This window comes from Zoogloea sp., from assembly GCF_041904905.1.
In the GTDB taxonomy this organism is placed as follows: Bacteria; Pseudomonadota; Gammaproteobacteria; order Burkholderiales; family Rhodocyclaceae; genus Zoogloea.
This window is the reverse complement of sequence record NZ_JAYRMI010000068.1, coordinates 1-21472: the sequence shown is the minus strand read 5'-3', so window position 1 is coordinate 21472 and position 21472 is coordinate 1. Positions and strand designations below refer to the sequence as shown.

The following is a 21472-nucleotide window of genomic DNA, read 5'->3' as shown; positions in this document are numbered from 1 at the left end:
CACTGCTGCGCGCCTTCCGGCAACACGGCTACGGGTGGCAGCGGTAACTTCTGTTTCTTCCTTGGCATAACCATTCCTTTCTGGGACTACGTTATGCCTCAAACACAAAAATTCGGACAGGCTCCAGCCAACTCAACGCGCTGGTTCGTTTTGTTTATTTTGTTGAACACGGACGAAACAGAACCCATCGAAATCGAACGTCCGCTAAACTTTTTGGTAGCCATAATGTGACTCCTATCACGTTTTGGTCAGGGCCGGCGGATGCGCCAACATCCGTTCGGCCCGCTTCTTTGCCGGAGGCCGTCCGGCGGCGGTAAAACTCGGTCAGGCAGCCAGGCACTCCGGCGCCCGCTTCACCACAGGCGCACCGGCGACACGGGCTTTCCAGAGGTCGTAAGCGGCTTGTTGCGCGATCCAGGCATCGGCGCTGCCGCCGTTCTCCACGCCCAGCCAGCCTTCGAGGCGCAGCGCCATCTCGGGGGAGATGGCCGCGCGGCCGTTGAGCACGCGGGATAGCGCAGCACGGGTCACGCCGAGTTGTTCGGCAGCTTGGGTCACGGTCAGCCCCAGCGCCGGCAGCACGTCCTCGCGCAGTGTTTCACCTGGGTGGGGCGGGTTGAACATCGTCGTCATGTTGAATCCTTGTCAGTGGTAGTCCTGGTAATCGACCAGAACCGCGTCACTTCCATCAAAACGGAAGGTCAGGCGCCAGTTACCATTCACCGTCACCGAAAAATGGCCCGCCAATTCGCCTTGAAGCGGATGCAGACGCCAGCCCGGCAGGTTCATGTCCTCTGAAGCCTTCGCTGCGTGCAGGCGCGCCAGCTGGCGGGCTAACTTCGGTGCGTGGTGGGGCTGAATCCCCGCTTTGCTTCCGGTTTCAAAGAAGGCTTCCAGCCCCTTGTGTTCAAAGCTCTTGATCATGAGTGTATAGCGTAGCGTTTCGCATTGCAACGGCGTTTAGGCGGCCTCATGGTTTTTCCCAAACTGCCCGATCACCACCTTCCGGCCTTCCTCGATCTGCGCATTGACGAAGTCCGCCCACCACTGAAGCATCTCGCGCCGCTGTTCCATGTACTGGGCCCGGTTATAGACACCGCGGACGCCCTTGGTCTCATGGGCAAGGGCCTTCTCGATCCAGTCGGAATTGAAGCCCGCTTCGTGCAGGTGGGTTGATGCGGTGCGCCGGAAGTCGTGAATCACGAAGTCCTGAATGTCGTGATCCAGGGTGCGGACGGCCACGTTCAGGGTGCTCTTGGCAATCGGCTTCTTCAGGTTGCCGCGGCTGGGGAAGATCCACTCGGATCCGCTCGCGAGGCCCTTCAACTCCTCGAACATCGCCGCGGCCTGGCGGGAGAGGGGAACCAGGTGCGGCTTGTCCTTCTTCATCCGCTCTCCGGGAATGGCCCATTCCGCCTTGTCCAGATCGATTTCCTCCCACCTCGCTTCGATCAGCTCGGACTTGCGAACCATGCACAGGATCAACAGGTGTAGCGCCAGCTTGTGAGCTCGTTTCATGGACGATTGGTAGATCGCCCGCAGCAGCCGGCCGAGCTCGTCCGAAGTCAGGGCGACATCGCGGCTCTTGGCGGTGGCGACGAATCGGGCCTCGACTGCTGCCGCTGGGTTGAAGGTCGTCTTCTCGCGGGCGATGGCATAGGCGAAAAGGCGCTTCAGGACATTGCGCGTCTGCAGGGCCATCTGGTCGGCGCCGCGGGCCTTGATCTTGTCCGTGATGGTCAGCACGTCGGAAACGGTCACCTCACTGACCTGCTTGCTGCCGATTGCCGGGATCACGTCCTTCTCGAGAATGCGCTTGATGTTGCGCGGGTTCGTGTTGGACGGCTCGGCAATCTCGGCGTACCAGTGGCGGGCGAAGGCCTCGACCGTCGTCACGGTCAGGGCTTCGGCTTCCTTGGCTTTTGCCTTCTCCACGGCCCGCCAGCACCAGTTCTTCAGAAAGGCTTGGGCGATTTCCTTCACTTCGGGCGTGGCGTCGTCGGGGATGGGATCACCGCGCTTCAACGCCATCGGCGACAGGCCGCGCTTCACGAGCACCTTGCAGTCCTCTCGCCATGCGCGGGCCTCAGCCAGGGAGAAGCCGGGGTACTCCCCAAGGGAAACCTTTTCCTGCTTGCTGCCGCGTCCGCCGATCCGGTAGCGGAGGCGGAAAGCCTTGGTTCCGCCTGGCTGAACATCCACGAACAGTCCGCCCTCGTCGGCCTCCTGATAGGCCTTGTCGCGAGGTTTCAGGTTTCGCAGTTTGGTATCCGTCAGCGCCATGATTCAACCTTTCTAGCCCGTGTGCCCAAGGTTTTGAGCCGATCCATGGGCACACCTAAAAGTCCAGGGCACACACGCTGGAAGCCTTGATGGGCAAGGATTTCAGCCGATCTCGTTCCGCCCAAGTGGCCCGAAAAACGTGATTTCTCCGGGCCTGAAATGCATGATTGGGCACACGATTTTCACCGTGTTGGGCACACCAGAAACGATCAAGGGCACACCTTTGGGCACACAATTTACCGGCTTCCCCCGGAACATACAAGCATGCTCAGGAACAAAAAAGCCCGCAGTTACGCGGGCTTCGAGAGGTTTGGCGGACGGCTTCGGAACATGCCGGAATCTAAGTTATTTTCCGATGCAGAAGCGCGAGAAGATCACGCCCAGCAGGTCGTCGGGGGTGAACTCGCCGGTGATCTCACCTACCGCTTCCTGGGCGAGGCGGAGTTCCTCGGCCATCAGTTCCAGCGCGTGGCGGTTGTCGAGGGCGCGGCGGATGCAGGCGAGGGCTTCGCGTAGGGCGATGAGGTGGCGTTCGCGGGCGAGGATGACGTCCTCGCCGTGGCGATGCCAGCCGGCCACGCGCAGCAGCTCCGCGCGTAGCAGGTCCACGCCCAGGCCGGCCTTGGCGGAGAGGTAGAGGCTGATGGCGCCGTCGGCTTCGGTGCGCCGGGCCTCGCCGCCGGCGAGATCCAGCTTGTTGAAGACGGTGATGCGCTCGACCCCGGAGGGGAGGCGGGCGTCGATGGCGGCGTCGGCGTCGGTGAGCCCGGCGCGCACGTCCACCAGACGCACGATCACGTCGGCGCGTTCGATCTCCTGCCAGGTGCGGGCGATGCCGATCTTCTCGACTTCGTCGGTGGTGTCGCGCAGGCCGGCGGTGTCGGTGATGTGGAGCGGGATGCCTTCGATCTGAATGGTTTCGCGCAGGGCGTCGCGGGTGGTGCCGGCGATGTCGGTGACGATGGCGCGATCGATGCCGGCGAGGCGGTTGAGCAGGCTGGATTTGCCGACGTTGGGCTGACCGACCAGCACCACATGCAGGCCGTTGCGCAACAGGCTGCCTTGAGCGGCGCGGTCGAGGAGGGCTTCGAGTTCGCCGCCGATGGCCTGGACGCGTTCGAAGGCGCGAGCTTCGACGAGGAAGTCCACGTCCTCGTCCGGAAAATCCAGGGTGGCCTCGACGAGCATGCGCAGATCGATCAGGCGTTCGACGATGGCGTGGACTTCCTTCGAGAAGCTGCCGGTGAGGGAGCGCACGGCCGAACGGGCGGCGGCGGCGGTGGAGGCTTCGATGAGATCGGCGACACTTTCGGCCTGGGCCAGATCGAGCTTGCCGTTGAGGAAGGCGCGGCGGGTGAACTCGCCGGGTTCGGCGAGGCGGGCGCCCAGGTCTAGACAGCGGGCCAGCAGCAGCTGCATGACCACCGGGCCGCCGTGGCCCTGGAGTTCGATGACGTCTTCGCCGGTGAAGGAGTTGGGGGCCGGGAAGTAGAGGAGGAGGCCTTCGTCGATCAGCCCGTCATCCGCGCCGCGAAAGCGGGTAAAGCTGGCCATGCGGGCCTCGGGCACCTTGCCGCCGAGGGTGGCGGCAAGGCTGGAGAGCTTGGGCCCGGAAATCCGGACCACCCCGATGCCACCGCGCCCGGGGGCGGTGGCAATCGCGGCGATGATGTCACTCGGCGGTTTTGCCACCGGCTTCGATCATCCGGTTGATCTGCCATTGCTGGAGGATCGACAGGGTGTTGTTGACCACCCAGTAGAGCACCAGACCGGCCGGGAACCACAGGAACATGAAGGTGAACAGGATGGGCATCATCATCATCACCTTGGCCTGGATCGGATCGGGCGGCGCCGGGTTGAGCTTGGTCTGGATGAAGCTGGTGGCGCCCATGATGAGCGGCAGGATGTAGAACGGATCCTTCACCGACAGATCCTGGATCCAGCCCAGCCAGGGCGCACCGCGCATCTCGACGACGCCCAGCAGCACCCAGTAGAGGGCGATGAACACCGGGATCTGGATGAGGATGGGCAGGCAGCCGCCCAGCGGATTGACCTTCTCGCGCTTGTAGAGGTCCATCATCGCCTGCTGCATTTTCATCTTGTCGTCGCCGTACTGCTCCTTCATGCGCTGCAGACGCGGGCCAAGGGTCTTCATCTTGGCCATCGACTTGTAGCTGGCGGCGGACAGCGGGAAGAACACGGCCTTCAGGGCGATGGTGACCAGGATGATGGCCCAGCCCCAATTGCCGGTGAGTTTGTGGAACCACTCGAGCACCCAGAACAGCGGGGCGGCGATGATGGTGAGCCAGCCGTAGTCGACCACCAGATCGAAGCCCTTGGCGAATTTCTCGAGGCGGCTCTGCTCCTGCGGGCCGGCGTACAGCGGCACCGACAGCGTGCCGGTCTGGCCCGGGGCGATGGCGGCCACCGGCAGGATCACGCCGGCGGAGTAGAGGTCGGAGCTGACCTGGTTGGCGAAGAACTCGCGCTCGCCCGCCGTGGGGGCCCAGCCGGCGACGAAGTAGTGCTGGACCATCGCGGCCCAACCGTCGGCGGTCTTGGTGACGAACTTGGCCTTCTTGGCGGCGATGTCCTCGAAGCTGACCTTCTGGTACTTGTCGGCTTCGGTGTAGAAGGCCGGGCCGGTGAAGGTCTGCACGCCAAAGCCGCCGGGCTGTTCGGCCGGCTTGCCATCACGGGTGAACTGGAAGTAGGCGTGGGGGGCGATGGGGGCGCCGCTGCCGTTGCCGATCTCGTAGCTCACCTCGGCCTGGTAGCTGCCCCGGTGGAAGGTGATGAGCTTGGCGACCTTGATGCCGTCGGCGGTGGCCGGCGCGTCCAGGCGCAGGGTGACCGCGTCTTCGCCGTCCTTCAGCTCGAGGTTCTGGGCGCCGAGGTTGAAGAGGGTCTTGTGGTTGGGCAGGCCGTTGCCGATCAGGCCGGTCTGGGCGGCGTAGTGGTGCTTCTCGCCGTTGTCGAAGAGCACGTAGTTGCGGCTGCGGTCTTCGGTGTCCTTGTGCTGGGTGAGTTCGAGCCGGACGATGTCGCCGCCCTGGGCGGAGATCTCCGCCACCAGCACGTCGGTGCGGATGACGGCCTTCGGGGCTGCGGCGGCGGCTGGCGTTGCCGCGGGCTGACCCGGCACCGCGGCGGCGCCGGCGGTGGCCGATGGCGTCGGCGTGGGCACGCCGGCGGTCTGGCCGGCGGCGGGCGCTTCCACCTTGGGATTAGAGTGTCTTTGCCACCCGTCCCACAGCATGACCAGGGAGAAGGAGAAGACGAGAAGGAGGATCAGGCGACGGTTATCCATCGGAGTATGAGTCAGGAAGGGTTGGGCGGAGGTCGGTGGCGGACGGCTCAGGGTACGGGATCGTAGCCGCCGCCACTGAAGGGGTGGCAGCGGCACACGCGTCGCGTTGCCAGCCAGCCGCCTTTCAGTGCGCCGTGGCGCTGGACGGCTTCGATGGCGTACTCGGAGCAGGACGGCACGAAGCGGCAGTTGCGTCCGAGCATCGGGCTGATGGCGTAACGATAGCAGCGCAGCAGGGCGAGGAGGACGGCTTTCATGGCGCTGCCTTCACTTTCTGGGCAGGCGACCGAGCAGACCGATCATCTCTTCACGCATTTCACGCCTCGTCACACCGTCGAGCCTGGCCGACAATCGTAACACCAGATCGTAGGGCGGCAAGCTTGCATGGGCGTGACGGAACACGTCGCGCCCGATGCGCTTGACGAGATTGCGCTGCACCGCCCGCTTGGCGAGCTTCTTGGCGACGACCAGACCGAGGCGTGCGGTGCCGGCGGGGTTCGGGCTGTAGTGCAGTGCGAAGCGGGCGCCGCGAAACACCCGCCGAAAAGCAAAAACGGATGAAAATTCATCCGTTTTGTGCAGTCGCAATGACGAGTCGAAGCCGAATCCTGCCGGGGTCGGGGCTTCCGCTGCCGCATGGCTGCAGGCGGTGGAAGCTGCCGCGGTGACCGGGCTTGCCTCGGCGGCCTTAGACGGCGAGACGATGACGGCCCTTGGCGCGACGAGCGGCGATGACCTTGCGACCGCCACGGGTGGCCATGCGGACCAGGAAGCCGTGGGTGCGCTTGCGACGGACGACGGACGGTTGGTAGGTGCGTTTCATTTTGCGTGCCCGGAAAGTTGAGTCAAACGCGTAATTTCATACGTTAACCCTCTGTTTGTCAAGTAGGTTTCGCGCAGGGGCGTTTCGGGAGGGCGGCGGCGGGTGGTTTGGGCGACCTGCAAGCTGTGGATAACTTTTCTGTGCGGGGGTACAATGGAGGTTTGGTCCGGCGATCCTGCGCGCCGCTCGGGCCAGCCCTGGAATCCGCCCGGGGTTTCACCCAGAACGAGAAACGGCGCGCCTCCCGCCGTCGAAACAGTCCACCCGAACATCGTGTCAGAAGCCTCATCAACGTCCCAGTGCGCCGCATTCTGGACGCATTGCCTGAACTGCCTGGAGCAGGAGTTGCCCGCCCAGCAGTTCAAGACCTGGATACTTCCCCTGCGCGTTGAAGAGCTGCAAGGCGAGGATCTGGCCGGCGTGCGTCTGGTCGCGCCGTCCAACTTCCACCGCCAGTGGCTGCGCGACCGCTACCTGCGGCGCATCGAGGAGCTGGGCGAAGCCTATTTTGGCGGCGTGCCCACGATCGAGGTCGGGCTGGCTCCGGCCGGTGGTCCGCGGCGTGCGGCGTCGCCGCCACCGTCGTCGATGGTCGCTGGCGCAGCGCCCGCTGCCCCCGCTGCGGCTTCGCCGATGGCTGCGGCGCCGGCGCCGGTCGTCCGCCCGGTGATGCCCGAGGCGCCGGTGAGCGCCGAGGCCGCCAACTACGAGAAATCCCGCCTCAACCCCGATTTCACCTTCGACACCCTGGTCACCGGCCGCGCCAACGATCTGGCCCGCGCCGCGGCGCTGCAGGTGGCCCAGAACCCGGGCGTCTCCTACAACCCGCTGTTCATCTACGGCGGCGTGGGCCTGGGCAAGACCCACCTGATCCACGCCCTGGGCAACCACGTCTTCCGCCACGACCCCCGCAAGGTGATCCGCTACGTGCACGCCGAGGACTACTACGCCGACGTGGTTCGCGCCTACCAGCAGAAATCCTTCGACGTCTTCAAGCGCTACTACCGTTCGCTGGACGTGCTCATCATCGACGACATCCAGTTCTTCAATAACAAGAACCGGACCCAGGAAGAGTTCTTCCACGCCTTCAACGCCCTCACCGAGGCCAAGAAGCAGATCATCATCACCAGCGACACCTACCCGAAGGACGTCCAGGGCCTCGAGGATCGCCTGATCTCCCGCTTCGACTGGGGCCTCACCGTGCAGATCGAGCCGCCCGAGCTTGAGATGCGGGTCGCCATCCTCAAGAAGAAGGCCGAGGTCGAGCGCATCCAGCTCGACGACGACGTGGCCTTCCTGATCGCCAAAAACCTGCGTTCCAACGTGCGCGAGCTCGAAGGCGCGCTCAAGAAGGTGCTGGCCTTCGCCCGTTTCCACGGCCGCGAAGTGACGCTGGAGGTGGCCAAGGAGGCCCTGAAGGATCTCCTCAACGCCCACAACCGCCAGCTCACCGCCGAGTTCATCCAGAAAACGGTTGCCGACTACTACAAGATCAAGGTCGCCGACATGCACTCGAAGAAGCGTACGCGCGTGATCGCCCGGCCGCGTCAGGTGGCGATGTTCCTGGCCAAGGATCTCACCCCCATGAGCCTGCCGGCCATCGGCGAAGCCTTCGGGGGGCGCGACCACACCACCGTGCTGCACGCCTGCCGCACCATCGCCGAGCTGCGCCTGTCCGACACCCAGCTCAACCACGACCTGCACGTGCTCACCCAGGTGCTGCGTGGCTGAAACCTCATCCCCCCATGATTGACATGCCAGGGCGCGCCCGCCCCGCCCGACCCCTGAACAACGATACGGAGACCTGACCCATGCTGCTCTTCACCGCGCCCCGCGATGCCCTCCTTGTCCCGCTCCAGTCGGTGTCCGGCATCGTCGAGAAACGCCACACCCTGCCCATCCTCTCCAACGTCCTCATCGAGAAGAAGGGCGACGCGCTGACCCTGCTGGTCACCGACATCGAGATCCAGATCCGCAACAGCACCACCGCCACCGTCGGCGGCGAAGATGCCGCCATCACCGTGGGCGCCCGCAAGCTGCAGGACATCCTGCGCGCCCTGCCCGACGCCGCCGAGGTCAGCCTCACCCTCGACGACAAGCGGATCACCCTCAAGGCCGGCAAGAGCCGCTTCCAGCTCCAGACGCTCCCCGCCGCCGACTACCCCCGCCTGTCCCCGCCCGAAGGCGAAGGCGTGCAGTTCACCACCACCCAAAAGGCCTTCAAGAAGCAGCTCGCCCTGGTCCAGTACGCCATGGCCCAGCAGGACATCCGCTACTACCTCAACGGCCTCTTGCTGGTGGTCGCCGGCAACCTGCTGCGCATGGTCGCCACCGACGGCCACCGCCTCGCCTACGCCGCCTCTCCGCTGGTGGGCGACTACGCCCGCACCGACGTGATCCTGCCCCGCAAGACCGTCGTCGAGCTGGCCCGTCAGCTCTCCGATTCCGACGACCCCCTCGAAGTCACCCTGGTGGGCAACCAGATCGTCTTCCGCTTCGGCAACATCGAACTCATCTCCAAGCTCATCGACGGCAAGTTCCCCGACTACGAGCGGGTCATCCCCCAGGGCCACCCCAAGCTCGTCAAGGCCAGCCGTCTGGCCCTGCTGCAAGCCCTGCAGCGCGCCGCCATCCTCACCAACGAGAAGTTCCGCGGCGTGCGCCTGATGCTCTCCGAAGGCAGCCTCAAGCTCGTCTCCACCAACGCCGAGCAGGAAGAAGCCCAGGAAGAACTCGAAGTCGACTACAGCGGCGATTCGCTCGACATCGGCTTCAACGTCACCTATCTGCTCGACGTGCTCACCAACGTCTCCGCCAACGAGATCGAGATCCGCTTCAACGACGGCAACGCCAGCGCCCTGTTCGGCCTCGCCGACAACGCCGACTTCAAGTACGTCGTGATGCCGATGAGAATCTGAGGCGGCTCCCCGGCCGCAGCCGGGGAACCACCGTGAGGAGTGAGGAGGAAGGCGTGAGGAGGTTCGTGTGGGCTGGCCAATGCCGGCACCGCGCCCTCACCCCCGATGCCTGGCACCCAATGCTTCACCCGCTAAACCGAGAACGCCATGTCCGATACGCCGCAAAACCCCGCCGACAACTACGACGAATCCAGCATCCAGCAGCTCGAAGGGCTGGAGGCCGTACGCAAGCGGCCCGGGATGTACATCGGCGACACCTCCGACGGCACCGGCCTGCACCACATGGTCTTCGAAGTGGTCGATAACGCCATCGACGAAGCCCTCGCCGGCCACTGCGACGATATCGTCATCACCATCCACGCCGACAACTCCATCTCGGTGTCCGACAACGGCCGCGGCATCCCGGTCGGCGTCAAGATGGACGACAAGCACGAACCCAAGCGCTCCGCCGCCGAAATCGTGATGTGCGTGCTCCACGCCGGCGGCAAGTTCAACCAGAACAGCTACAAGGTCTCCGGCGGCCTGCACGGGGTGGGCGTCTCCTGCGTCAATGCCCTCTCCAAGTGGCTGCGCCTCACCGTCGCCCGCGACGGCCACAAGCACTTCATGGAGTTCAACCGCGGCCACGCCGTGGATCGCGTCATCGAAGTCGTCGACGGCATCGAGACCAGCCCCCTCAAGATCGTCGGCGACACCACCAAGCGCGGCACCAAGGTGCACTACCTCGCCGACGAAGAGATCTTCGGCACCGTCGAATACCACTACGAAATCCTCGCCAAGCGCCTGCGCGAACTCTCCTTCCTCAACAACGGCGTCAAGATCCGCCTTGTAGACCAGCGCACCGGCAAGGAAGAAGACTTCGCCTTCGCCGGCGGCGTGGCCGGCTTTGTGGATTACATCAACCGCGCCAAGTCGGTGCTCCACCCCACCGTCTTCCACTCCAGCGGCGAATCCATCCAGAACGGCGTGCCCATCACCGTCGAAGTGGCCATGCAGTGGAACGACAGCTACGCCGAACAGGTGCTCTGCTTCACCAACAACATCCCCCAGGCGGACGGCGGCACCCACCTCACCGGCCTGCGCGCCGCGATGACCCGCGTCATCAACAAGTACATCGAAGAAAACGAGATCGCCAAGAAGGCCAAGGTCGACATCTCCGGCGACGACATGCGCGAGGGCCTCGCCTGCGTGCTGTCGGTCAAGATGCCCGACCCCAAGTTCGCCTCCCAGACCAAGATGAAGCTCGTCTCCGGCGAAGCCCGCCCGGCGGTTGAAGAAGTCGTCGCGCAAAAGCTCGCCGACTTCCTCCTCGAGCGCCCCATCGACGCCAAAACGATTTGCGGCAAGATCGTCGAAGCCTCCCGCGCTCGCGAAGCCGCCCGCCGCGCCCGCGAGATGACCCGCCGCAAGGGCGTGCTCGACGGCGTCGGCCTGCCCGGCAAGCTCGCCGACTGCCAGGAAAAAGACCCCGCCCTGTGCGAGATCTACATCGTCGAGGGCGACTCCGCAGGCGGCTCCGCCAAGCAGGGCCGCGACCGCAAGTTCCAGGCGATCCTCCCCCTGCGCGGCAAGGTGCTCAACGTCGAGCGCGCCCGCTTCGACAAGCTCATCAGCTCCGAGCAGATCACCACCCTCATCACCGCGCTGGGCACCAGCATCGGCGCCGACGACTTCAAGCCCGAAAAGCTCCGCTACCACCGCATCATCCTGATGACCGACGCGGACGTGGACGGCGCGCACATCCGCACCCTCCTGCTCACCTTCTTCTACCGCCAGATGCGCGAACTCGTCGAGCGCGGCCACATCTACATCGCCCAGCCGCCGCTCTACAAGATCAAGCACGGCAAGAACGAGATGTACATCAAGGACGACACCGAGCTAAACGCCCACCTGCTCAAGCTCGGCCTTGAAGGCGCCGCCCTCACCCCCCGCGAAGGCGCCGAAGCCATCCGCGACGAAGCCCTCGCCGGCCTCGCCCGCACCTACCTGCTCGCCGAAGGCGTGATCCGCCGCCTCTCCGACTGGATCGACTCCGACGTCCTGCACGCCCTGCTCGCCAACGACCTGCCCCTCTCGGTGGATGACGAAACCGCCACCCGCGACTCCGCCGCCCGCCTGCAGGCCGCCGTGGGCGCCGACATCACCATCGAAGCCGCCTACAACGAAGCCACCGAAGCCTGGACCCTCGATCTGGCCCGCATGCACCACGGCAACCGCAAGGTCAGCCAGATCGACGGCGACTTCCTGCGCTCCGGCGACTGGCGCACCATCCGCCAGGCCACCGAATCCATCTCCGGCCTCGTCCAGCCCGGCGCCATCATGCGCCGTGGCGAAAAGCAGCAAGCCGTCACCAGCTTCGCCGACGCCATCGGCTGGATGCTCTCCGAAGTCGAACGCGGCATCTCCAAGCAGCGTTACAAAGGTCTCGGCGAAATGAACCCCGAGCAGCTCTGGGAAACCACCATGGACCCGGCCGTCCGCCGCCTGCTCAAGGTGCAGATCGACGACGCCATCGCCGCCGACGAAATCTTCGCCACGCTCATGGGCGACAACGTCGAACCCCGCCGGGCGTTCATCGAAGAGAACGCGCTGTACGCGCGGAATCTGGATGTGTGACGTTCCTGCGTTGAACACCCCGCACTGATCGAAGCAATCCCAGAAAGAGGCTCCCCGGCCTCTTTCTGCTTTTGGGGGGCGGCAATCCCTTGCCCCATCCGCCCAGGGAGAAGGCCAATGAGCGAACTGATCCTCTACCAGACCGACGACGGTACAGCCCAGCTCAAGCTCAGGGCCGAGGATGGCAGCATCTGGCTCAGTCAGGCCGAAATTGCGGAGCTGTTTGCCACCACCGTTCCCAACGCCAACATCCACATCCGCAACATCCTGAAGGAAGGTGAGTTGAGCGCGGATTCAGTTATTAAGGAATCCTTAATAACTGCCGCGGATGGCAAGCGCTACCGCACCAAGCGCTACCGCCTCGAAATGATCCTGGCCGTCGGCTATCGCGTAAAAGGCGTACGCGGCACCCAGTTCCGCCAGTGGGCCACCACCTATCTCGCCGAATATCTGGTCAAGGGTTTCGTCCTGGACGACGAACGCCTCAAGAACCCCGGCGGGTGGGATTACTTCGACGAACTGCTGGCCCGCATCCGGGAAATCCGGGCGTCCGAAAAGCGCTTCTACCAGAAGGTGCGCGACCTCTTCAGCCTGAGCGCCGACTATCGCAGCGCCGACGCGGCCGCCCAGCTCTTCTTTGCCGAAGTGCAGAACAAGCTGCTGTACGCCGTCACCCAAAAGACCGCCGCCGAGATCATCATCGACCGCGCCAGCGCCGACGCCCCCAACATGGGCCTCACCACCTGGAGCGGCAACCGCGTCCGCAAGCAGGACGTGATCGTCGCCAAGAACTACCTCACCGCCGACGAAGTGGATACCCTCAACCGCCTCGTCGTGATCTTCCTCGAACAGGCCGAACTGCGCGTCAGGCAGAAGCAGCAACTCACCCTCGACTACTGGCGCAACAACGTGGACCGCCTGCTTGAGTTCAACGACTACCCCGTCCTTCAAGGCGCCGGCACGCGCTCGGCCGACCAGGCCAGCGCCGCTGCCCACGAGCGCTACGACCTTTTCGACACGCAGCGCCGCCACGCCGACGCACTGGCCGCCGATGCCGAAGACCTGCGGATGCTGGAAGGGCTGGAAAAGACGATGAAAGGGCGTTCAGGTAGGTCGGGTTAGCGCAGCGTAACCCGACATCGCCGGAGCGATCCCCCGCGTACTTGAGGCCACCTGCAACAAGCCGCGTGGGAGTACCACGGAGGGAATGGCTCTATGGGAGCACCCAGAGAACGTCGGGTTACGCTGCGCTAATCCGACCTACTCGGCTGCGCGGCCTTTCGCGCAGGTCCGGTGGATTGCAGGGTTAGGTTTCATACAGACGGCTCTTTACCCATTTCTCGACGTAAGAACCGTCTTTTGCTTCGAGACGATAAGTATCGCGCTGGACCCAATCAATGGCACCTCGCGTTAAAGCGCTTGTTGTAACGATTACTCCCTTAGTTGCGCGTTCACGCTCTACCACTGCCGAAAGCTCCCGCAAATGGCTAAGCTGAACCTTGCGATCATTCGCGTACTTCTTGGCTTGCCAAATAGCCTTGAGTCCCCCAAGAACGGGATCAATCCTCTCCGCCAACACATCTATTCCACCGTCTTTTGTACCCCGCATAACGGTGACATTCCAACCGTGCGTCTGTAGAAGCTCCCCAATGAGCTTCTCAAATTCCCTCCACCCCATTTCGCTTAGCAGCCGCCCATCTCGCAACAGCCTTTCAGCAAGCAATAGATGATTGGGTGAGTTGGCAAGGAATGCATGTGCAGTAACGAGCGATGTATTTGGCTTCCATATCTCTCGCTCGGGATTTGGGAGACCAAGCATGTCGATAACGTGATAGAAGACTAAATCTGCAGCCAACCACTCTTGCGTGCCGGCCCAATCAGTGACGTTCGATCGAAACTCTTCGATCCAAGCTTCGGATGCAACCGCTGTGCTACCAAGAAAGCCAAGAAGGCCAGGGTCAGTCAACTGCGAAACAGTTTCGCTATCGAGAATTGGATTGCTCAGTAAGAAGTCCGTTATCTCTTCGTCAGTTGGTTCTGCACCTTCGGGCTTGATGTACTTATCATCTCCAGCCTCTCGCGACCCACGATGCAGGGAAACCGTTGGCGCTATAACCTCGCCGACAATATCTCGCAACTGTTGAGCGGTTATGGTGGGCATCGCTGAAACCTAGCGTTCGAGTTCAGGGGCCGGCGGAGGGCGAAGCCCGGATCGAACCGGCAAGCGCAGCTTGCCGGCGGTCCCCTGGAACGAAATGTTAGGGGGTGAGCCAATCACGGTCTGGCCTTGCGAGTTGCCTGGCATTGTTGTAGGCCATATCGAGCGTGAGACAGGTAGCGCCTCGATAGAAGTCGCTAAACCGCTCGACTACAAGGGCCAAATCGGCACGCGATGGATCAAGAAGCGTGAGCGGCAGCAGGAGTTGAATGGACCCTTGGTAGTACTGAGGAATGGCAGTCTTGTAATTCCTCTTTACTCGTTCCGAAGCGGTGTCGATGGCTCCCTTGACCAAGTTCTGAAGGCCAAACGAACTCATGTCCTTCAGTCTGTCAGGAAATCGATCAAGGTTGTCTTCGATGATGTGTTCGACGTTGACTCTAAGTTCCTTTCGAGTGTCGAAGACCAATACCGATGGATCATCGAAGTAGTGGGCCATTTCGGGCAGAGAAGGGAATTTGTTGAGATCCCCCTCGCCCTTTCGGGCGAATTTCCAGAAGTGCCAGTACTGGGTGCAGCTATCGAGCTTGTTTCGTTCGAAGAGAGCGAACAGTGGCTCTTGTTTGCTTGTGATTAGCCCAGTGTTCCAACAAGCAAGCTCTTCGTCGGACGTAACCGTGATCTTCTTCTCCTCGGCCACCCGCTTGTATGTGTACTTGATGTAATTGTGGAGAATGGGCTTTGAATGGGGAGATGCGGTGGACTTGTAGTCCCAATCCTCCGGCTCTGCCAACGACGCGAGAAGTTCGATGTTATCATCGAACTTGGGCATCATCACAAAGTAGCGAAACAGCTCCGGGAAGTCGTAAGGCTTGTTCTTATCCATCATTGCTCCCTGAGTAGAAAATGGGCCATTCATCCCCCTAACTTTGTTCTAGGGCGACAGTTCTGCCGCGTAACATCGGAATGCCGGATAATGCGGCCGGCAAGTTATTGTTCAAAAACGCAAACTAAGCACAACGCAAAATAACACGGCAGGGAAAGCAGCAGCCGACGGCATAGTAGGATGATCCAATTCAAGTGGCGCGCAGGCCAACAGCCTACCACCTCGCCCGAATGGCCGTTATCCGGACCGAGCGGCGACCGGCCGCTCCTGGCCGATTGCCCTCATTCTACCGCTTCAGCATGACCTTGGTCTTTGTCCGGGTGTTGCGATCCTGACTGCCGTCTGCGAGTGGAGATCAACGCGTTTCCTGAGTGTGGTCAGGCAGTAGCAGCCCCACTTTTTCGTGCTCCGTGCTCCGGTGTATCCGCGCCGTCACGCGGCGGCGGTCCGGGGGGGGCGAGTTCGGTCCGCGTGGCCCGAGCTTTTGGTGTCACCGGGGGTGAGGTCGAGTTGTCTGGTCCGGGTTCCGAGATACCCATTCCGCAAAACCGTTTGACATCTTCGTTCTGCCCGTCGAGAATCCGGGGTGCGCGTTTGTTTGCGTTTGACATATTAACGTCACTTAATCGAGGAGTGGAGCATGTCGCAGAATCTGGTTTCGCTTGAGTTGTCGGACGAGCAGCTGGAGGCGGTGAGGGGGGCGCTGGGGGTGCTGGAGACGCATCTGGATGGCTTGATCTCGTTGTCGGTGGATGAGCGGGTCGAGCTGACGAAGATGGGGCCGAAGTCGGAGATGTTTGCGCGCAAGGCGCATGACGTGCTGTCGCTGAGCCCGGAGATTCTGCCGGGCACTTTCAGCCTGCGGGAGTTTTCGGCCGATCTCAAGGCGCTGGACCAGTTGCGGCCGGTGTTTGCGCGCCTGGCGGTGCTGGCGAGGCGGTCGGAGGATACCGAGATGGCGCTGGGCAGCGACATCTACCGGGCGGCGCTGGACGGTTACCGCTTTGCCAAGGCGGCGGGCAAGGGTGGGGTGCTGGATGAGTTGTCGGCCCAGGCGGCGGTGCGTTTTGCGGGGCAGGGTCGGCGCAAGGGCGGCGGAGACGACACCGCTAAGTGAGCCGGGGCTGTCCGATGGCGGCCGGCGGTGTCGCCGGCCGTTGGGGTGGCGGGGGCACCGGCATCGGTTCAGCTCGGACATGAACGGGTTCGGCTTTGACCCGAACCGGTTCACCTCGGACATGAACCAGTTCGGCTTTGACTTGAACTAGTTCACCTCGGACATGAACCAGTTCGGCTTTGACTTGAACTAGTTCACCTCGGACATGAACCAGTTCAGCTTTGACCTGAACCGGTTCACCTCGGACATGAACCAGTTCAGCTTTGACTTGAACTAGTTCACCTCGGACATGAACCAGTTCGGCTTTGACTTGAACTAGTTCACCTCGGACATGAACCAGTTCAGCTTTGACCCGAACCGGTTCACCTCGGACATGAACCAGTTCAGCTTTGACTTGAACTAGTTCACCTCGGACATGAACCAGTTCAGCTTTGACTTGAACTAGTTCACCTCGGACATGAACCAGTTCGGCTTTGACTTGAACTAGTTCACCTCGGACATGAACCAGTTCAGCTTTGACTTGAACTAGTTCACCTCGGACATGAACCAGTTCGGCTTTGACCCGAACCGGTTCACCTCAGACATGAACCAGTTCGGCTTTGACCTGAACCAGTTCACCTCAGACATGAACCAGTTCAGCTTTGACCTGAACCAGTTCACCTCGGACATGAACCAGTTCAGCTTTGACTTGAACTAGTTCACCTCAGACATGAACCAGTTCACCTTCGACCTGAACCGGCTCACCTCAGACTTGAACTTTTTCGGCATCGACCTGAACAAGTTCATCTCGAAGCGGAGTGTTTTGAGCTTGAACTTGAAGCGGTTCGGCGCCAACCTGAGCGCTTTCGGCCCGGGTTGGCGTCTGTGCGGTTCAGGCGGGCGGCCAGCTCGCCCTGCGCCGTAACGGGTAAGGCGAATGGCATGATGGTTTCGGTTTTTGATACGATACGCGTAATGATTTCTGCATCGCTCGTGCCGGCGGCACGGGGAGCCCGGCATCGCTGAAGGAGCGTTCATGTTTGCCACCCCCATTCGTTCTGTCCTGCGTCCCGTGCTGGCGGGGCTGGCCTTGGCGGCGGCGTTGCCGGCGGGGGCGCAGCCCGGCCTGCGCAGCGGCGAGCAGGTGTATCGGGAGACCTGTTTTGCGTGCCACGAACCGGGCGTGGCGCGGGCGCCCCGGGTGGGCGACCGGGCGGCCTGGGCGCCGCTGATCGCCGAGGGGCTGCCGATGCTCTCGGGCCATGCCTGGGTGGGCCTGCGGGCGATGCCGCCGAAGGGGGGCAACCCCGATCTCACCCTGACCGAGTTTGCCCGGGGGGTGGTGTTCATGGCGAACCAGTCGGGGGCCGACTGGAAGGACCCGGACGCCGCCACCATGCGCCGCGTCTTGAAGGAGGCGGAGCGGCGGATGGACTTGTTCATCCGCGAGGCGGAGGCGGCGAAGCGCGATCTGCGTCGCCAGCGCGAGGCCCTGCACCGGGCTGGGGGCCGATAGGCCGGCGGGCTGGCCCGATTCACGTTTCCTTTTGGTGGGGGCGGGGCCATACTGGACCGACGATGCAGTGCACCATGGGGTGCGCTGGCGTGTGCCAGATCGATCCGCCCTATGGGGCGCCAACGCCAATCGGCGCCTGGAAGGCGGGTGCCGGTGCCAGGATTCGCTCCGCCGGTAGGGCAGCGGGGAACCCCGTGGACGCGCGATGCCGTCCATTCAACCCCCCGAAAGGACGGTGCGTCATGCCCGACGGCGACAACGAGCGCTGGCAGCAGTGCTGGCGGGATCGAGCGATCGATTTTCATCAGGCGGCGGTCAATCCGCTGCTGATCCGGCTGTGGCCCACGCTGGGGCTGGCGGCGTCGGACCGGATCTTCGTGCCCTTGTGCGGCAAGAGCCGCGATCTGCTGTGGTTGCACCAGCAGGGCCACGAGGTGATCGGGGTGGAGTTGAGCCCCATCGCCGTCCGGGCTTTCTTCAAGGAGAGCCGCCTGCAGCCGGCGCGCCACCGTCAGGGGGCCTTCACCCGCTGGCGCAGCGGCCGGCTGGCGATCCACTGCGGGGATTTCTTCGATCTGTGCGCCGCCGATCTGGGCGACGTGAAGGCGATCTACGACCGGGCGTCGCTCACCGCCTTGCCGGAGGGCCTGCGGGCGGCGTATCTGGCGCACCTGCGGGCCATCGTGCCGGCGGATTGCCGGATCCTGCTGCTCACCACCGAGGATGCCGAGGAGGGCGAGACGGACGAGGAGGTGCTGGCCGCGTCGCCGGAGATCGTGGGGCTTTACGGGGCGCTGTTCGAGGTGGCGTCGATGAGCGCCGAGTGTGCGCTGGAGGCGTTGCCGGGGCCGGGCGCGCCCACCCTGGCGCGGGTGGCCCAGAAGGCGTATGTGCTCACGCCGCGCGGGGCTGCGGCGGTCGATGCGCGTGCGTCAACCCCGGGCGCGGGCTGCCGATAAGCCTGACTTTGGCGAGGGGGATGGAGCATGAGCCTGCGGTATTCCCACGAAGACCTCTTCCGCAGCCTGCAGGCGCTGGAGGAGGCGACGTTTCCGAAGGTGTGCCGCAACTGCGGGCAGGCCTATGCCGACGCGGCGGAGTTTCTGGCGGCCACCCGTCAGGTGCGGGCCGACCATTCGGGGCTCAAGCAGAGCCTGGACGACGACGGCAGCGCGATTGTGGAGGTGTTCCGCAACTGCGTGTGCGGGTCGACCTTGCTGGAGGTTTTCTATGACCGCCGCGATCAGTCGCCCAACGGGCTGAAGCGGCGCCAGCGCTTTGGCGAGCTGCTCGACAAGCTGGTAGCCGACGGGGTGGCGCACGACCGGGCGCGGGCCGAGCTGCTGAAGCTGGTGCGCGGCCAGCCCCACGACCTGATCGGGCTGATCCGCGCCACCAAAGGCGGCGCCGGCGACTGAGCCGACCGGGGCTTCCCGGCCATGGGGGCGTTGTGGGAGGATCGGCTCCTCCGCCGATCCTCCGCCTGCCCGCCATGTACATCCCGCCCGCCTTCCGCGAAACCACCCCGGCAACCCTGCACGCGCTGATGCGCGCCCATCCGCTGGCGCTGCTCGTCACCCATGGGCCGGGCGGGCTGATGGCGTCGCCCGTGCCCTTCCTGATCTACCCGGACGAAGGCGGGCACGGCGTGCTGCGCGCTCACGTGGCGCGGGCCAACCCCCACTGGCGCGAGCTGGCCGGGTTGGACGAATGTCTGGTGGTGTTTCAGGGCGAAGAGGGTTACGTGACCCCCGCGTGGTACGCCACCAAGGCGGCCACCGGCAAGGTGGTGCCCACCTGGAACTACGCCACCGTGCACGCCTGGGGGCGGCCGGCGGTGGTGGAGGACGCCGGGTGGCTGCGCCGCCAGCTCGACGACCTCACCCGGCTTCAGGAGGGTTGCCGCCCCGAGCCGTGGGCGGTGGATGACGCCCCGGCGGCGTTCATCGCCGCACAGATGAAGGCCATCGTCGGCATCGAGATCCCCATCGCGCGCGTCGAGGGCAAGTGGAAGATGAGCCAGAACCGCGCCGCCGAAGACCGGGCCGGCGTGGCGGCGGGGCTGGCGGATGCCGCCGATCCCCACCGCGACGCGGCGCTGGCTGAGGCGGTGAAGCGCCGCCTGTAAGCCGGCCGGGCTTGGGCCTTCAGGGCGCCAGCCGCAGCGTGTGCCACTGGCCGCCCTGCAGCCGGTAGGCGATGCGGTCGTGCAGGCGCGATGCGCGGCCCTGCCAGAACTCCCAGTAGTCCGGCACCAGCCGGTAGCCGCCCCAGTGGGGCGGGCGGGGCGGGTTGAGGCCGAACTTGAGGCCGAACTCTGCGGCCCGGGCGACGATGGTGCCGCGTCCGGGGATGGGCTCGCTCTGGGGCGAGGCCCAGGCGCCGATGCGGTGGGTGAGCGGCCGGCTGGCGAAGTAGGCGTCGGATTCTTCGTCCGACACTTTCTCGACGCGCCCTTCGATGCGCACCACCCGTTCCAGCTCTACCCAGTGAAACTGCAGCGCCGCGAAGGGCTGGTGCGCCAGCTCGCGGCCCTTGCGGCTGGCGTAGTTGGAGAACCACACGATGCCGCGGGCGTCGCAGCCCTTGATGAGGACGACCCGGGTGGCGGGGCGGCCGTCTTCGCCGACGGTGGCGAGGGTCATGGCGTTGGGTTCGGGCAGGCCGCGGGCGAGGGCTTCGTCGAGCCAGGCGGTGAACTGGGCCAGGGGTTCGGTGGCCACCTGGTCTTCGTCGAGGCTGCCGTGTTCGTAGCTTTTGCGCAGGTCGGCCAGCTTGGGCGTGTCGGTCATGGGGTGGGCTCCGGTTAAGGTGCGGGTTGGAGGGTGGCGATGGCCCGCGGCGCCACGCCCAGATCGCGCCAGTCTTCGGGGTGGCAGCTGAACAGCAGGATCTGGTGGCGGGTGGCGGCGTCGAAGAGGATGCGCTTCATCTGGGCGAGGCGTTCGGCGTCGGTGTGGACCAGGGCGTCGTCGAGGATGAGGAGGGTGGGGCGGCCGGCTTCCTTGAGCAGGTCGGCGTAGGCGAGGCGGCTGACGATGCCCATCTGTTCGCGGGCGCCGAAGCTGAGGGCGTCGAAGGGGCCGGTCTCGTGGCCGGCGCCGTCGGGGCTGCGGCGGGTGAGGGCGCCGGGCTGCAGGCGGTCGTCGATCTCCAGGCTGGCGTGGGGAAACAGCAGGTGGAGGTAGTGGTCGAGGTGGCGCTTGAGGGGGGCCTGGAGGCGCCGGGTGAGGGCTTGCCGGCGGGCCTGCAGCAGGCCCAGCAGGTGGTCGAGGGCGGCGGCGCGGCGGGCGAGTTCGGCGCGGCGGCGCTGGGCCTGGGCGAGGTCGCGGGCGACTTCGGCGCGCTGTTCGTCGAGCCCCAGGGCGCCGGCGGTCTGGAGTTCCACGTCGAGGCGGAGCAGGGCGTCGCGGCGTCGGGCGTGGTCGGCTTCGAGGCGTTCGGCGCTGCGGGTGAAGCGCTCCACGTCCTGGCGCAGCACGTCGGGGCGGGCGGCGTCGATCTGGCGGGCGAGGGTGTCGATGCGGCTGGCGAGGGTGGCTTGGGCGGCCTGGGTGTCGATGAGGTCGGTGCGGGCGCGGGCCAGGATGCCGGCGCGCTCGGGGGCGTCGAGCAGGGCCTGGGCGGCGGCGGCTTCGCGGCGGGCGGCGGCGTGGGCGGCGTCGGCGGTGGCGGCGTCGGTCTGGGCCTGGGCGAGGCGCGCGGCGAGGGTGTCGGCTTCGCGGCGGGCGGCGTCTTCGGTGGCTTCGGCGGTGGCCACGGCGGGGGGCGCGGCGGGGGGCGCGTCGGGGGGCGCGGCGGGCAGGCGGGCGAGGGCTTGGGCGGCGTCGGCGGCGCGGGCGAGCTGGGCGTCCAGGTCGGCCTGG

24 protein-coding genes are annotated in these 21472 nt (G+C 64.6%); 12 read left to right on the top strand and 12 right to left on the bottom strand.

Features of this window, described 5'->3' with window-relative positions:
• On the top strand, positions 1 to 231 hold a 231-nt coding region (locus ACE3N6_RS15805), incomplete at its 5' end, for a hypothetical protein (protein ID WP_374246746.1).
• A gap of 93 nt (positions 232 to 324) precedes the next feature.
• Here the strand turns inward: ACE3N6_RS15805 and ACE3N6_RS15800 are convergent.
• The 8 genes from ACE3N6_RS15800 to rpmH all read right to left on the bottom strand — a co-directional run bounded on the left by ACE3N6_RS15800 (position 325) and on the right by rpmH (position 6416).
• The gene (locus ACE3N6_RS15800; protein ID WP_374246745.1) at positions 325 to 633 is read right to left on the bottom strand and encodes a HigA family addiction module antitoxin; all 309 of its coding nucleotides are present in this window, start codon (positions 631 to 633) and stop codon (positions 325 to 327) included.
• A 12-nt stretch (positions 634 to 645) separates the two neighbouring features.
• Entirely contained in the window at positions 646 to 924 is a 279-nt protein-coding gene (locus tag ACE3N6_RS15795; RefSeq protein ID WP_374246744.1) for a type II toxin-antitoxin system RelE/ParE family toxin, read from the bottom strand.
• Positions 925 to 960: 36 nt separating this feature from the next.
• A complete protein-coding gene (locus ACE3N6_RS15790; protein WP_374246743.1) occupies positions 961 to 2283 on the bottom strand; it encodes a tyrosine-type recombinase/integrase in 1323 nt (440 codons plus the stop codon).
• A gap of 345 nt (positions 2284 to 2628) precedes the next feature.
• Positions 2629 to 3975 (bottom strand): tRNA uridine-5-carboxymethylaminomethyl(34) synthesis GTPase MnmE, encoded by a 1347-nt coding sequence (mnmE, locus tag ACE3N6_RS15785; protein WP_374246742.1) that lies wholly within the window; start codon positions 3973 to 3975, stop codon positions 2629 to 2631.
• Positions 3956 to 5593 (bottom strand): membrane protein insertase YidC, encoded by a 1638-nt coding sequence (gene yidC, locus ACE3N6_RS15780; protein ID WP_374246741.1) that lies wholly within the window; start codon positions 5591 to 5593, stop codon positions 3956 to 3958. Before yidC ends, mnmE begins: the two co-directional genes overlap by 20 nt.
• Positions 5594 to 5640: 47 nt before the next feature.
• A complete protein-coding gene (yidD, locus tag ACE3N6_RS15775) occupies positions 5641 to 5850 on the bottom strand; it encodes a membrane protein insertion efficiency factor YidD (protein ID WP_374246740.1) in 210 nt (69 codons plus the stop codon).
• Positions 5851 to 5860: 10 nt separating this feature from the next.
• A complete protein-coding gene (gene rnpA, locus ACE3N6_RS15770) occupies positions 5861 to 6181 on the bottom strand; it encodes a ribonuclease P protein component (RefSeq protein WP_374246739.1) in 321 nt (106 codons plus the stop codon).
• Positions 6182 to 6281: 100 nt separating this feature from the next.
• Positions 6282 to 6416 carry a 50S ribosomal protein L34 gene (rpmH, locus tag ACE3N6_RS15765; protein WP_079434516.1) on the bottom strand — a complete coding sequence of 45 codons (135 nt, stop codon included), beginning with the start codon at positions 6414 to 6416 and terminating at the stop codon, positions 6282 to 6284.
• A gap of 273 nt (positions 6417 to 6689) precedes the next feature.
• Between rpmH and dnaA the strand changes: the two genes are divergently transcribed.
• From dnaA to ACE3N6_RS15745, 4 genes are all read left to right on the top strand, one after another.
• Positions 6690 to 8147: a chromosomal replication initiator protein DnaA gene (dnaA, locus tag ACE3N6_RS15760; protein WP_374246738.1), complete on the top strand. Its 1458-nt coding sequence runs from the start codon at positions 6690 to 6692 to the stop codon at positions 8145 to 8147.
• A gap of 80 nt (positions 8148 to 8227) precedes the next feature.
• Complete coding sequence (dnaN, locus tag ACE3N6_RS15755) at positions 8228 to 9334, top strand: DNA polymerase III subunit beta (protein WP_374246737.1); 1107 nt, start codon at positions 8228 to 8230, stop codon at positions 9332 to 9334.
• Positions 9335 to 9481: 147 nt separating this feature from the next.
• A complete protein-coding gene (gene gyrB / locus ACE3N6_RS15750) occupies positions 9482 to 11950 on the top strand; it encodes a DNA topoisomerase (ATP-hydrolyzing) subunit B (RefSeq protein ID WP_374246736.1) in 2469 nt (822 codons plus the stop codon).
• Between the two features lie 117 nt (positions 11951 to 12067).
• Positions 12068 to 13072, top strand: coding sequence for a virulence RhuM family protein (locus ACE3N6_RS15745; RefSeq protein ID WP_374246735.1), 1005 nt, complete (start codon positions 12068 to 12070; stop codon positions 13070 to 13072).
• Between the two features lie 184 nt (positions 13073 to 13256).
• Here the strand turns inward: ACE3N6_RS15745 and ACE3N6_RS15740 are convergent, their stop codons facing one another.
• Positions 13257 to 14111: a restriction endonuclease gene (locus tag ACE3N6_RS15740; RefSeq protein WP_374246734.1), complete on the bottom strand. Its 855-nt coding sequence runs from the start codon at positions 14109 to 14111 to the stop codon at positions 13257 to 13259.
• 97 nt (positions 14112 to 14208) lie between these two features.
• On the bottom strand, positions 14209 to 14994 hold the full coding sequence (locus tag ACE3N6_RS15735; RefSeq protein WP_374246733.1) for a DUF3825 domain-containing protein: 786 nt from the start codon (positions 14992 to 14994) through the stop codon (positions 14209 to 14211).
• Positions 14995 to 15634: 640 nt separating this feature from the next.
• Here ACE3N6_RS15735 and ACE3N6_RS15730 point away from each other — a divergent pair.
• The 7 genes from ACE3N6_RS15730 to ACE3N6_RS15700 all read left to right on the top strand — a co-directional run bounded on the left by ACE3N6_RS15730 (position 15635) and on the right by ACE3N6_RS15700 (position 19734).
• The gene (locus tag ACE3N6_RS15730; RefSeq protein WP_374246732.1) at positions 15635 to 16111 is read left to right on the top strand and encodes a hypothetical protein; all 477 of its coding nucleotides are present in this window, start codon (positions 15635 to 15637) and stop codon (positions 16109 to 16111) included.
• Between the two features lie 541 nt (positions 16112 to 16652).
• Positions 16653 to 16808, top strand: a complete 156-nt coding sequence (locus ACE3N6_RS15725; protein ID WP_374246731.1) for a hypothetical protein — start codon at positions 16653 to 16655, stop codon at positions 16806 to 16808.
• Positions 16809 to 16820: 12 nt separating this feature from the next.
• Complete coding sequence (locus ACE3N6_RS15720) at positions 16821 to 17015, top strand: hypothetical protein (protein ID WP_374246730.1); 195 nt, start codon at positions 16821 to 16823, stop codon at positions 17013 to 17015.
• Positions 17016 to 17126: 111 nt separating this feature from the next.
• The gene (locus tag ACE3N6_RS15715) at positions 17127 to 17606 is read left to right on the top strand and encodes a cytochrome c5 family protein (protein ID WP_374246729.1); all 480 of its coding nucleotides are present in this window, start codon (positions 17127 to 17129) and stop codon (positions 17604 to 17606) included.
• A gap of 242 nt (positions 17607 to 17848) precedes the next feature.
• Entirely contained in the window at positions 17849 to 18565 is a 717-nt protein-coding gene (locus ACE3N6_RS15710) for a thiopurine S-methyltransferase (protein ID WP_374246728.1), read from the top strand.
• 27 nt (positions 18566 to 18592) lie between these two features.
• A complete protein-coding gene (locus tag ACE3N6_RS15705; protein ID WP_374246727.1) occupies positions 18593 to 19024 on the top strand; it encodes an oxidoreductase in 432 nt (143 codons plus the stop codon).
• 74 nt (positions 19025 to 19098) lie between these two features.
• On the top strand, positions 19099 to 19734 hold the full coding sequence (locus ACE3N6_RS15700) for an FMN-binding negative transcriptional regulator (RefSeq protein WP_374246726.1): 636 nt from the start codon (positions 19099 to 19101) through the stop codon (positions 19732 to 19734).
• A 19-nt stretch (positions 19735 to 19753) separates the two neighbouring features.
• Here ACE3N6_RS15700 and pdxH read toward each other — a convergent pair whose 3' ends face one another.
• Positions 19754 to 20398, bottom strand: a complete 645-nt coding sequence (gene pdxH / locus ACE3N6_RS15695; RefSeq protein WP_374246725.1) for a pyridoxamine 5'-phosphate oxidase — start codon at positions 20396 to 20398, stop codon at positions 19754 to 19756.
• A 14-nt stretch (positions 20399 to 20412) separates the two neighbouring features.
• A partial coding sequence (locus ACE3N6_RS15690; RefSeq protein ID WP_374246724.1) for an ATP-binding protein occupies positions 20413 to 21472 on the bottom strand: 1060 nt, incomplete at its 5' end.

Coding starts and splice junctions, on each gene's coding strand:
- ACE3N6_RS15800 (WP_374246745.1), bottom strand. CDS start 633: ATGACGACGATGTTCAACCCGCCCCACCCAGGTGAAACACTGCGCGAG.
- yidD (WP_374246740.1), bottom strand. CDS start 5,850: ATGAAAGCCGTCCTCCTCGCCCTGCTGCGCTGCTATCGTTACGCCATC.
- ACE3N6_RS15700 (WP_374246726.1), top strand. CDS start 19,099: ATGTACATCCCGCCCGCCTTCCGCGAAACCACCCCGGCAACCCTGCAC.
- ACE3N6_RS15715 (WP_374246729.1), top strand. CDS start 17,127: ATGTTTGCCACCCCCATTCGTTCTGTCCTGCGTCCCGTGCTGGCGGGG.
- ACE3N6_RS15735 (WP_374246733.1), bottom strand. CDS start 14,994: ATGGATAAGAACAAGCCTTACGACTTCCCGGAGCTGTTTCGCTACTTT.
- gyrB (WP_374246736.1), top strand. CDS start 9,482: ATGTCCGATACGCCGCAAAACCCCGCCGACAACTACGACGAATCCAGC.
- ACE3N6_RS15795 (WP_374246744.1), bottom strand. CDS start 924: ATGATCAAGAGCTTTGAACACAAGGGGCTGGAAGCCTTCTTTGAAACC.
- ACE3N6_RS15720 (WP_374246730.1), top strand. CDS start 16,821: ATGAACCAGTTCACCTTCGACCTGAACCGGCTCACCTCAGACTTGAAC.
- yidC (WP_374246741.1), bottom strand. CDS start 5,593: ATGGATAACCGTCGCCTGATCCTCCTTCTCGTCTTCTCCTTCTCCCTG.
- dnaN (WP_374246737.1), top strand. CDS start 8,228: ATGCTGCTCTTCACCGCGCCCCGCGATGCCCTCCTTGTCCCGCTCCAG.
- ACE3N6_RS15730 (WP_374246732.1), top strand. CDS start 15,635: ATGTCGCAGAATCTGGTTTCGCTTGAGTTGTCGGACGAGCAGCTGGAG.
- pdxH (WP_374246725.1), bottom strand. CDS start 20,398: ATGACCGACACGCCCAAGCTGGCCGACCTGCGCAAAAGCTACGAACAC.
- ACE3N6_RS15725 (WP_374246731.1), top strand. CDS start 16,653: ATGAACCAGTTCGGCTTTGACCCGAACCGGTTCACCTCAGACATGAAC.
- ACE3N6_RS15705 (WP_374246727.1), top strand. CDS start 18,593: ATGAGCCTGCGGTATTCCCACGAAGACCTCTTCCGCAGCCTGCAGGCG.
- ACE3N6_RS15710 (WP_374246728.1), top strand. CDS start 17,849: ATGCCCGACGGCGACAACGAGCGCTGGCAGCAGTGCTGGCGGGATCGA.
- ACE3N6_RS15740 (WP_374246734.1), bottom strand. CDS start 14,111: ATGCCCACCATAACCGCTCAACAGTTGCGAGATATTGTCGGCGAGGTT.
- ACE3N6_RS15790 (WP_374246743.1), bottom strand. CDS start 2,283: ATGGCGCTGACGGATACCAAACTGCGAAACCTGAAACCTCGCGACAAG.
- ACE3N6_RS15745 (WP_374246735.1), top strand. CDS start 12,068: ATGAGCGAACTGATCCTCTACCAGACCGACGACGGTACAGCCCAGCTC.
- rpmH (WP_079434516.1), bottom strand. CDS start 6,416: ATGAAACGCACCTACCAACCGTCCGTCGTCCGTCGCAAGCGCACCCAC.